This window comes from Paenibacillus sp. FSL P2-0121 (assembly GCF_037975345.1).
Lineage (GTDB): Bacteria > Bacillota > Bacilli > Paenibacillales > Paenibacillaceae > Paenibacillus_AQ > Paenibacillus_AQ odorifer.
The window spans coordinates 3,684,025-3,695,566 of the sequence record NZ_CP150245.1 but is presented as its reverse complement, the minus strand read 5'-3'; the positions used below and the strand labels follow the sequence as shown (position 1 = coordinate 3,695,566).

Below are 11,542 nucleotides of genomic sequence, written 5' to 3'. Positions count from 1 at the left end.
CTCAGGTTGGAATATCTTTTTAACCTTTAACCGATCCCAAGAGCACACCTTTGGTAAAATGCTTTTGCATAAATGGGTAAACGATCAAAATCGGAACTGTAGTCACGACAACTGCTGCCATTTGTATAGCGAACGTACTAACAGCTCCGGTATTGGCAAGCGAATCAGCACTTTGTGTTGCGACGTTAAGCAGGATGTTGCGCAAGATCACTTGGAGCGGCATTAAGTTGGAATCATTGATATAAACAATAGCATCGAAGTAACTATTCCAATGCCCGACTGCGTAAAATAATGAAATTGTGGAAAGGACGGGCAAGGACAGAGGTAAAATGATCCGCCATAACGACTGAAGTTCACTTGCACCGTCTACCCTCGCTGATTCCTCGATTTCAGCAGGCAATTGCTCGAAAAAGCCTTTAATGATCACCAGATTAAATGCACTAATGAGATTGGGAATGATCAATACCCACGGACTGTTTAGCAATCCCAGAGAGCGGACTAGTAAATAAGTCGGAATTAATCCTCCCCCAAACATCATGGTAAAGACAATGAATAGTAAAAATGGGCTGCGACCCGGCAAATATTTTTTGGATAACGGATATGCCGCGATTACCGTAAAGAACACATTGAGAGCAGTGCCTACAATCGTTCGAAACAATGTGATTTTATACGCCTGCCCAATACCATGAGAAATGAATACTTCTTTATAGGCTAGAAAGGTAAAGGTTTCTGGTATAATAACAATTCCTCTTCTTAGCACTTCCGATTCTGGCGTTACTGAAACAGCAACCACATATAGAAAGGGTAGTAAGCAAAGTAGAGCTAGCAAAATAAGAATAAAATAAACGAATGCTTGCCAGACCTTTTCTCCGATTGTCAAATTGATCATTTTGATAACCACCTCACCAAATTTGCCCATCGAATTTTTTGGCGAGCTTATTCGCTGCCAACACTAAAACAAATCCGATGACCGCTTTAAATAATCCCACAGCAGTAGCCAAGCCAATCTTAAGTCGCTCGAGCCCTTCACGGTATACCCATGTGTCGATAATGTCGATCTTCTCCTGATTAAAGCTGTTGGCAAACATGAATATTTGGTCAAAACCAGCATCCAGAATATGGCTTAACTTAAGGATCAGCATCAGAATCATCACGCCTCGAATGCCGGGAAGTGTTACATGCCATAGCTGTCTCCACTTGGAAGCGCCATCAATTCTAGCCGCTTCATATAAGCTTGGATCGATTCCTGCTAATGCTGCAAGGTACAATATCGCTCCCCATCCAATATCCTTCCATATTTCAGATAAGATGATCAGCAGTCTGCCCCAGGCAGGTTCCGTTAGGAATGAGATGGGTTCAACTCCAGTTTCCTTCAATATCATGTTAAAAAGACCATCCCCTGGGGCTAATAATGCCACCATCATTCCATAAACAATGACCCATGATAGAAAGTGGGGTAAATAAGTGATCGTTTGAACGATTTTCTTAAACCATTGGGTATAAACTTCATTGAGCAGCAAAGCAAGTATGATAGGAGCTGAGAAACCGAACAACAGCTTATACAGGGATATGATAATCGTATTTCTCATGATGTCCCAGAAATAAACGCCGTTCATAAAATCTGTAAAATTTCTAAATCCCACCCATGGGCTATCCCATAGTCCCAAAGCCAGATTATAGTTTTTAAAGGCAATAATGATTCCCGCCATAGGAATGTATTTGAATACGGCAAAGTAAACTAATGCCGGGAACAAGAGAGCGTACATCACTTTATACTTTTTTATCGTCCTTATCCATGAGTTCCGTTTTTTGGGGAGGGGAATGGCGTCCGCTGCCAATTTTGCTTGCATATCATCACCTCGTCTTTATTTGTATTTGTATAATAGCATCCCCCTACTGGATAAATTTCTGTAATTTCAAGAATTTCTTATAAGATATTAAGTAAGTACAGCCCTGGATAATTCCAATGCAATAGGCATGATTGTCTTGATTTAAAGCTGTACAATAACTCTGGCTCGAAAGTTTGAGTATAGACCAAATACAATCCTGAGGACCCAAACAAAAAAAGCCCTAGAAAAAATTGGGCTTAATTTAATGAGTCATGTTTTTTATATAATGCATCCACGTATTTTATTTTCCATTACTAAAAACTACATTCATGAGCAAAAAAAAGGTATCCTCCATCGTGGAAGGGTTACCTTTTACTTCTCCAATGTTCCATCTGCAACGATTGTTCCATGCTTAATAATTACCACATCATCAACCCTCGCTGCATGCTCTTCCATTAGATGAATGGGATAAATCAATAATGCTTATGACTGGGCTAAAATTCCTTTAACAAACAATGAGACACTATGCTTGTAGAACTCTTCCTCGGTGACGAATTGGGATTGATATTGCCGGTGAATCAGCTCGCTCATCTGAAATCCGTAGCACATCGAGAGAAAAGACATTGCGACAAGACGCTCATCCTGTCTGGCGATAACTTTTTTCTTCTGCAATCGTTCAAAATATTCAACCAGCAAGGAGTGAAGCTTCGCCGGCGGATCGGCGAGCACTCTGTCTAATTCGGGAAGCATTCCTTTGTCGCGGATGCCAATCAAAATGATGTCCGCATTTTTATGGAAAAACAAACGGTACTGCTGACTTACATTCAGCAGATCGACTTCCGGATTATCGGTCGCTTCCTCTTTTAACAGCTTCTCAAATTGCGGAATATCCGAATGTCTTTCAATGATGGCTTCCAATATGCCTTGCTTGCTTCCAAATTGCCGAAAAATCGTAGATTCATTGACTTTAGCTTCCGTTGCAATGGCTTTGGTGCTTACTCCCCGATAGCCATTCTTTTTGATGAGCTGTGTCGCGGCTTCAATGATTCTGTCTGAAGTTTGCATTGTAGTTCTCCTTTTGCATATGTTAATCCTATTCTACTACAAGTTCTGCATATGCAGCAGGGTCGGGGTTCATCATTTTGATAAACGTTTTTTAAGGCAAATCGCTTCTTTTTTCCCAGCGGCTTGGTTCCGTAATCTTGACATGATCAGGCACCAATTGCGTGAGCGTGCCTAATTTATCAAATGTAATCTGGATTCGGTCAGAGGGCAACAGCCATTCTTCGGTCTCGATTGCGCAGCAATCCGGTATCGTCCCCATTCCAATAATCGTGCCCGGGAGCGGCGTGAAAACTTTGAGAACCTCCTCCATCACTTTTGCAGGGTGTGAAGAATACTCGGATGTGCTCCCCTTCCAGTGCAGTCTCTCCCCGATGCATACATTCACATCCAGTACCAGCGGATTGTCGATTTCATCCGGCGTAACCAGAAATGGCCCTATGCCTTTGCTGCGATCAAAATCTTTGCAGCGCGTCGGTCCGGTCAGCCCCTGGAAATCCGGCCATTGCACATCGCGGACAGTACTGTCATTAAAAATAACATAACCTGCAATGCAGTTCTCCATCCCTGTAACAAAGGCCAGCTCCGGCTCAATATCCAGGTAGGAAGAGTACGAAGGCCAATGAATCGTATCTCCATCGCCAATTAATGCATTATGGTTACATTTGTAATAACTGAAAGTTACTTTATTCGGATCTTGCTGGAATTTTTCAGCGATTTTTTGTTTAAGCTCTTCTCTTTCCGGCCCTGTATATTCTCTTTGCAGCAGATTTACGCCAGCATTTCTCAGATGTCTTGGCGTCAGCCCGAAATCGATAAGCGCAGCCGGATTTGGAACTGGCGGCAGCAGTTTTACCGCTACAATCGGGCAGATTTCATTTTCATTAAATTGATGCGACTGTTCGACAGCATATTGCATCAACTCCTTAGCGGCATCATAACTTGCCGGCAAATAATGAAGATAGCTGTCCATACTTTCAAGACTGTCAACGAATGTTCCCTGCTTTTTCATGATTGCGGTAAAAGACACGACAAATTTCTCGTTAATTACAAGCCCAAACAAAGGTTCCTGGGATATTTTGGTTTGAAAGGTTACTAGCTTCATGTTGCAGCGCCTCCATACATGTAGTGTGATGTTGTTCTGTTACTATCATATCGTACAGCATAAATGCATGCAAGTACATGCTTGCATTTATGTTTTCCGTTCTCTATAATAAAGCCATAGTCAGTATGCCTTATCCTAAAAACATATACGTAAAGGAGAATTTTTATGAAGTATGGACGTATTATCCAAAAACCTCGCGTTAAATTTTTTGAAGTCGCAGATGGCGTCTTTGCTGGTATTTCGCCGTATCGCGGGATCAGTTGGGCCAATGCCGGATTCATCAACAAGGGTGACGGGTTGGTGTATGACACGTTTTTCGATTTGTTCCATGCGCGGGAAATGCGGGAGGCTTTTATGGAAGTAAGCAATGGCGGCTCTCCCGCATATGTGGTGAACTCGCACTATAACAGCGACCATGCCTGGGGAAACAAAGTGTTTGAAGATGCTTGTATTATTATGCACAAGGAAGCCTCCAGAGAGCGTCTCACCGAAAATATCGCTTGGATGGACAGCGTCATCAGAAGAGGAAAAAATTCTTCGGAATCGACTCCGGGCGAACGGTTTTTTGCAGCGGAATTTGAAGGATTTGACCTGGAAGGCGTAGAATGGGTGCTCCCGAATATTGAGATAAAGGACGATATCAACATCCGTCTTGGTGATACAGAAGTTATGATTCACAACGTAGCTCCAGCCCACTCTGATAGTGACTTACTGTTGTGGATGCCAAAAGAAAAAGTGCTGTTCGCTGGCGATGTCGTGTTTAATGGTTGTACGGCATACAGCGAAGAGGGAACCCTCAATTGGGTTAAAGTGCTTGATCGCATTATTGATGAAATTAAACCCGAAATCGTTGTTCCAGGGCATGGCGCCATTTGCGGCTTGGATTTCGTGAAGGAGCAGAGAGACTACCTCTTGAACCTGATCAGCGAGTTCAACAAGCATTACAATGACGAAATCGATTCCTTGTCCCTGACCAAGCAAATGGATATTTCCCGCTTCCTTCATTGGATTCAGCCAGAACGCTTGTATGTTACAGTGGATATCCTATTGAAAAGCAAACGAGGGTTACCACCCCATCCAGTTTGGAATGAGGTGCCTGCTAAGCTGGAAGACATGAAAGCTTTTTTGGCTGGAAAATATGACAATCAGATCAAGCCATGGGACCCTATGAGTGTTTGGCAAGAATAGCAATTTACAGCTAACCTATGAAAAACAAAAAAACGGCCCTGTCGCAAATGATGCGAACAGCGGCCGTTCTTTTGCATTGTTCCACGGAATTAAAATCGGTGCTTAGAAACGATTATGATAAAAAATGAAGAAGGACTATGGTTTACTAGAGGGGAATCCCCCCAATTGGATGGGAGAAGATTCCCGTTGTTTTTAATATTTATTATTCCAAATAGCCTTTTGCAATTTTCATCAAAGTTTCTTTGCTTACTTTATTTATGTCTCCACGTAAAGTATAGGCGTATTTCACCTTTTTGTCTGGGCTCTCGTATACCCATTTCAGCTCGTGCGTCTGCGAAGGAGCAAATTCTGTATGCAGCATTTCTACTCCCTTCACTTGAACCTTCTCCTGCTTAAATTCAACCTTCTCGTCAATATACATTGTAGGATCGCTCTTTCCACTCAGATTAGTGATATTAACCCCGATTTTATCTTCGCCATTTTGATACGTAGCAAAGAGAAGGAAAAACTGATCTGTCATTTCAACCGGCATCATGGCATATCCCTGATTGGATTCTTCCGCCTGCCTTCTCAGCTTTTCTGCCATTTTCTTTTTTTCTTCCGAAGAAGGAGGATTCACTTCCTGAGCATTTTTAAAGATTACGTCCGCCTTTTGGAATGTATAATTTCCATTGACTTTGTCTGCGATCTTAATGGATTTATCCGTAATCTTATCTCTCAATTGAGAAAGATCTTGGAAGATAGTCACCTTCGTTCCAAGAATTGTTTCATGATTCGGATTATTGGCAACCATATAGAACAGCCCAGCTTCCCCGTTCTTTAGCACCTTATCCTTAAGTTCATAAAATGCCTTGTAACGCTCTATCTCATCTTTCGATTCTGTTTTTCCGTAATCTTTCGTCGATTTAGTCTCATATACGACTTCGCCATCCTTATTCGTCAAAGAATGATATTGAACTGCCGCATAACCTGTGGAGGCCATTAACATCATCCCTACACACGCAGTCAAAACAACTTTATATTTCATAAAAAACCTCTCCTTTTCTTTTGGCTTAGCATGTAATATTCTCATTACTTTTCCTGTCAAGTCGGCGTCGGGAATGCTCGGGTCATCAAACAGTCTTTTCAAATCCCGATCCCTGTCCATATTCATACACTCCCACTCCCTTCACTTGAGCATAATACTTTCGAAATTTTGCAGATGCACGTTCGTACTTTTTACGAAGGCTGGCACTGTTTTTGCCGAGAATCAATCCGATCTCCTGGTAGCTTTTATCCTCGACACAACGTAAGATTAACAAATTACGCTCTTCCGCCGATAATTTTGCCATGGCTTGATGTACGGATTCATCAAAATAGTTGGCTTCAATATGCAAATCGACTTCATTATTTTCTTTCTCATCTTGGTAAAAGAAAGGCAAATATTTCACCAACTTTCGCTTACGGATGATGTCGATACATTGATGGTAGGCAATCTTGTATACCCAGGCACCAAAATCCATCTGATATTGGGTATATTTTTTCAAGGTGCTGAAGGTCTTCAAAAATACCTCCTGTGCGTTTTCCTCGGCTTCGGTATAATTGCCCAGCATGTGATAACAGTAGAGAAAAATCGGTTTTTGATAAATCTCCATGATTTTCTCGAATTGTTCTGTGTTCCCATCCAACACATCTACAATGATCTGATTTAACTCCGTATCATTCAAGCTGTCTCCCCCCCTTTCACTCTATACAACGAAGAGCTCAACCTAAAATGTGACTGCAATAAAAATCTCAAGAATAAATCTTCTTTATTAACCCCTCGTTTTTTAGCATCTCCCCTGGCACATATTGCTTTTCAAACTTTAATATTAATAAACATAACAAAGAAGCCCTTCTTGTGAGGGCTTTCTTTGTTTTTCTTACTCAAATATCAGGAGCCTATGAATAATTATTGAGGTTGAAAATCTGAGAACCCTGAGATTAGTACCCTCAACCCCTTGCTGACGCTATCGACCTTCCATACACCATTCGTAAATACGAGAGTGATCGTACGATCCTCGGCATATTGATCTTCTCCTGTTAGACCATTTGCCAATATAACCGATTGCGCAAGCGTGGCTAAAGTCTTGTTAATGTATACTGGCGACGAGGCAGGCGATTCATAGGTACTAGCTGTATTCAAGCCTTTATTTTGAACGATAGACTTAATTAATTTATCGGTAAAGTACGGTTTGAAGTAGGAACTAATATTTTTATTTGAAGAGATATCAGCTGCTTGATTTAATTTATCGGAGAGTTGTTTTAACCGTGGATCCATAATTTTCTGCTTATCAGAGATTTGAATAGGTTGTTGCTCCATGTTGACTACGAGTTCCTTACCCCCCAATGTTATGGTCGCCTGCTTAGACTGTTGGTTCCATAAGACATTTGCACCTAGCGATTGACCGACAAAGCGTAGCGGAACATAGGTTGTTCCTTTAATGACCTGCGTGGCAGTATCTATATCAATATATTCCCGGTGCGGAATATCCGGGTTATCTGTAGTCGGTGGTGATTCAATAATTGCGCGTTTGAAATTTGCAGCAAGCCAGAGGGTCGAGTCTCCATTTTTAATCTTTACTTCTTTCTCCGTTTGAAACCATTCCACACTTGCGCCTAAATTTTCTGAAACAGCTCGTAACGGAATGAGAACTCGACCGTTGTTAATTTGGCCGTTATTTATGATCGTAGGTTTGGATGTATCCGCTGCAAAGCTATGCACCGGTATTACTGGAAGCACAAGTAAAGCTGAGGCAAATAAGGAAATCATCAATTTTTTCTTCATAATAAAACCTCCCATAATAGATTTATCTTAATAATAGAAGTTTTCCTTTCTTATTTTGTTTGAGTTGTTTGAATACCCAAATTGTTATAAGTTTATCCAATATTTATACACTATTACATGCAACGAATCTAGAGAAACTTCCATACTATTAATGAGCTGTAGCGTAAGCGATGCTGTATCTCAGAATCGCGTCCGTAGAAACATCAACAAATTGCCGAAAGCTTTAAGCGCTTTATTTGACTTGAAAGATTTAAGTACATCCAATGCGCTAGTTGAGAAGCACTGTCCGGGCCGGCGTTCGAGAATAAACCTGTTCATCAAGTCCTGCCGATCAATCTTTAAGTTCAAATGACCACTCCGTTATATGACGAGTGTTTTCAAAATTTCAATACCAAATTCATCGCTGCATATTCTGCTTTCTCCAGGCCTTCGGTGTCACCCCTATCATTTTTTTAAATACTGTAGCAAAATGCTGACTTGTCTTAAATCCAAGTTCCATGGCAATATCCGTGATGGACATCTTCGATTCCTTCAGCATCTGGCTTGCACAATCTATACGAACTCGTTCCATATACACTATAGGCGATTGTCCATTCGTCTCTCGGAACACACGATAGAAATGCGACTCACTCAACCCGAACTCCTTTGCAAGCTGTTCAATTGAATAACGAGCAGATGGATTCTGCTGAAGTCTGTCCTTCAGCTGCTGCGTGTAGGTATGCATGTTTGGGGAATGCACAACAAGCTGCGAATGATGAAATAGATGCAGCAAAATTTCCATGACATAATGCCGAAGTTGAAATTCCAGCAGTACCGTACTCTGGTTCTGTAGAAGCTGCTTCAATTGTTTGAAATAGACGACAACGTCCTTGCTGACCAATTGAATGCGTGGACAGTTCTGCATCCAATTAACGAAGATCTGACGCTCCTCCTCTTGAAGCCCGAACCATTCCTTGTTTCGGGCTGGGTCGCGAATAATCATCCACCAAATGGTGGATGGACCAATATAATCAAATTTGGCACGGTGCCGCTCCCCCGGACTTGTATGTATAACTTGCTGGGCATTCGTATGGTATGTTTCGTCTCCGATCTCCCAGTCGACAGCCCCCTGATCAACATAGACGAATTCGTATGCATCCTCATGCACATGATTCGTTAAAGGCATCGCTTTGCTAAAATGGTCATACCCCATTAACAATAAATCCTTTACTCGAGCCGAGTTGCCATTCTCTCCCTCTATGACATATACCCACCGTTCATTTTTGATATAATTCGCCACAATCTATACTCCACCTCTGCATGATTTGTTTCTGATCCTATTCAATATAAATCGAAAAGTCAAATGAGATAAATTGCTATACACTGAAATCGTGATTATGAGGAAGGAGCGATGAACTTGAATCAGAGCGCAACACACATTCACGTTATATTCAAAACACACTTGGATATTGGCTACACGGATTTCGCGAAAAATGTGACGGACCGATATATGAGGCGATTTTTTCCAAGTGCGATTCAAACAGCGAAATATTTTGCCGAGAACCCGGAGAAAGGTTCCTTTATCTGGACAACGGGCTCATGGTTAATCCATCATCTATTAAAGCACGGTTCCAACGAAGTAAGACAACAAGTCGAAGAAGCGATTGCAAAGGATTATTTAAGATGGCATGGTCTCCCTTTCACCACATATACCGAGTTATATGATCGCGAATTGCTTGACTATGGCATTCAAATGGCGACGCGACTTGATGAGCGATTTGGCAAGCGTACGATCGCAGCCAAAATGACGGACGTTCCCGGTCATACACGCTCGTTAATCACGCATATGGCAAAGGCTGGTCTAAAGTATTTGCACTTAGGCGTTAACCCTTCCAGCTATGTTCCTCACGTTCCTGAAATGTTCTTATGGCGAAATACGGACGGATCTGAAATTGTTGTCCACTACAGCAAAGATTACGGCACAACCTTTGACATCGAAAGTTTGAACGATATCCTTTACTTCGCGCATACCCATGATAATCATGGCCCTTCTACGGTGCAGCAGATTGAAGCTGAGTTCGCCAAGCTGCGAGAAGCTTATCCGCAGGCAGTGATACAAGCTTCCACATTAGACCAGTATGCCGAAAAGGTATGGGCTATTCGTAATACCTTAACTGTCGTAGAAGAAGAAATCGGCGATAGCTGGATTCACGGTTCTTCCACCGACCCTTACAAATTAGCATGTTACCGAGAATTGCTACGCTTGAAGAGTAAGTGGCTGCAAGAAGGGGCGTTAACAGACAGCGATGAAGAATATCGCAATTTCTGTGATGAGTTAATTATGATTCCTGAGCATACGTGGGGTGTAGATATCAAAAGATATCTTGCAGATTATATCCACTATGGTAAAGATGACTTCCAAGAAGCACGCAAACGCGATAAGGTCGATATCAACTTAAACCCGCTGGAATATCGGTTCTACGAAATGAACTCCCGCGCTGAAATGATTGAAATGTTTGGTGAGGAAGCCGATGCCAAGCTGAATGCACGTTCCTTTAGTCTTATAGAGAAGTCTTGGCAGGAACAGCGTGAATACTTGAAACAAGCAATCCAAGCACTTCAACCTGAACGACAAGAGAAAGCCGAAGTTGCCCTGCTCGCGTTGAAACCATCTCGTAGCACTCTAACGGATGCAACTATCTTATCAAGTGACCAGCCTTATGTATTAGGAGATTTTGAGGTTGTGTTTGAGGATAGTGGCGCAATTGTCGGACTGAAAGATGCTCGCGGTCGGGCATGGGCCGGTCCAAAAAATCAAATTGGTTTATTCTCCTACGAAACTTATTCGCAGGCCGATTATGACCGATGGTATCGTGAATATCATCTCAGATGGAGACATACGCATGTGTGGGCAACCGGAGATTTTGGGAAACCAGGGATGGACTTAACCCACGAGTGGATAGCACATGAAGTTATGACACCAAGGCTTCAGTCTTTGCAGGCTGTCTTTTGTGAAGAGCAAGATGTCGTGCTTGCAAACCTACGTATGCCGAGAGCGGCATGTGAGCGTATGGGCGCTCCACGGGAATTAACGCTTGAGTATGTCTTTAAAAAACATACGCATACAGTGGAATGCAAGCTGCAGTGGTTTGACAAAGATGCCTATCGCCTTCCTGAAGCTTCTTGGATGAGCTTTAATCCGATCGTGAACAATCCAAATCAATGGAAGCTGGACAAAATCGGACAACTCATCTCACCTTTGGATGTCGTTCAAGGTGGAAATCGCAACATGCATGCGGTTCAGCAAGGGATGTACTATGCAGCAGCAGATGGAAAAGTGCAAATCGATACGTTGGATGCTGCACTTATCTGTCCTGGGAAGCCACGCTTGCTTCAGTTTGATCATACTTTTGCTCCGCTTACCGGAGGTATGCATGTGAATTTGCATAACAATGTATGGGGAACGAACTTCCAAGCATGGTATGAAGAAGATGCTTTGTTCCGCTTCAAGCTGTATTTTCAATCACATATATAATTTCCCTTCGTTTATATCTCGATTCGATAATCCTGTAA

Annotated in this window: 10 protein-coding genes; 2 read left to right on the top strand and 8 right to left on the bottom strand. The window is 42.2% G+C overall.

Features of this window, described 5'->3' with window-relative positions:
• Nucleotides 1-19: 19 nt before the first annotated feature.
• From MKY54_RS16330 to MKY54_RS16315, 4 genes are all read right to left on the bottom strand, one after another.
• Nucleotides 20-889 (bottom strand): carbohydrate ABC transporter permease, encoded by an 870-nt coding sequence (locus MKY54_RS16330; protein ID WP_036677077.1) that lies wholly within the window; start codon nucleotides 887-889, stop codon nucleotides 20-22.
• Nucleotides 890-902: 13 nt separating this feature from the next.
• Entirely contained in the window at nucleotides 903-1,850 is a 948-nt protein-coding gene (locus MKY54_RS16325; protein WP_036677080.1) for an ABC transporter permease subunit, read from the bottom strand.
• A 462-nt stretch (nucleotides 1,851-2,312) separates the two neighbouring features.
• Complete coding sequence (locus MKY54_RS16320) at nucleotides 2,313-2,894, bottom strand: TetR/AcrR family transcriptional regulator (RefSeq protein WP_076126541.1); 582 nt, start codon at nucleotides 2,892-2,894, stop codon at nucleotides 2,313-2,315.
• 91 nt (nucleotides 2,895-2,985) lie between these two features.
• Nucleotides 2,986-3,996 (bottom strand): fumarylacetoacetate hydrolase family protein, encoded by a 1,011-nt coding sequence (locus MKY54_RS16315; RefSeq protein WP_339187098.1) that lies wholly within the window; start codon nucleotides 3,994-3,996, stop codon nucleotides 2,986-2,988.
• Nucleotides 3,997-4,161: 165 nt separating this feature from the next.
• Here MKY54_RS16315 and MKY54_RS16310 point away from each other — a divergent pair, with 165 nt between their 5' ends.
• Nucleotides 4,162-5,184 carry an MBL fold metallo-hydrolase gene (locus MKY54_RS16310; protein ID WP_076190277.1) on the top strand — a complete coding sequence of 341 codons (1,023 nt, stop codon included), beginning with the start codon at nucleotides 4,162-4,164 and terminating at the stop codon, nucleotides 5,182-5,184.
• Between the two features lie 202 nt (nucleotides 5,185-5,386).
• On the opposite strand, the gene MKY54_RS16305 is transcribed toward MKY54_RS16310, so the two are convergent.
• From MKY54_RS16305 to MKY54_RS16290, 4 genes are all read right to left on the bottom strand, one after another.
• On the bottom strand, nucleotides 5,387-6,211 hold the full coding sequence (locus MKY54_RS16305; protein WP_076190278.1) for a hypothetical protein: 825 nt from the start codon (nucleotides 6,209-6,211) through the stop codon (nucleotides 5,387-5,389).
• An 85-nt stretch (nucleotides 6,212-6,296) separates the two neighbouring features.
• The gene (locus MKY54_RS16300; RefSeq protein ID WP_339187095.1) at nucleotides 6,297-6,890 is read right to left on the bottom strand and encodes a sigma-70 family RNA polymerase sigma factor; all 594 of its coding nucleotides are present in this window, start codon (nucleotides 6,888-6,890) and stop codon (nucleotides 6,297-6,299) included.
• 224 nt (nucleotides 6,891-7,114) lie between these two features.
• A complete protein-coding gene (locus tag MKY54_RS16295; RefSeq protein ID WP_076190280.1) occupies nucleotides 7,115-7,990 on the bottom strand; it encodes a stalk domain-containing protein in 876 nt (291 codons plus the stop codon).
• Between the two features lie 397 nt (nucleotides 7,991-8,387).
• Entirely contained in the window at nucleotides 8,388-9,269 is an 882-nt protein-coding gene (locus MKY54_RS16290) for an AraC family transcriptional regulator (RefSeq protein ID WP_339187094.1), read from the bottom strand.
• Nucleotides 9,270-9,386: 117 nt separating this feature from the next.
• On the opposite strand from MKY54_RS16290, the gene MKY54_RS16285 reads away from it, so the two are divergent.
• A complete protein-coding gene (locus tag MKY54_RS16285; RefSeq protein ID WP_339187092.1) occupies nucleotides 9,387-11,504 on the top strand; it encodes a DUF5054 domain-containing protein in 2,118 nt (705 codons plus the stop codon).
• Nucleotides 11,505-11,542 lie beyond the last annotated feature (38 nt).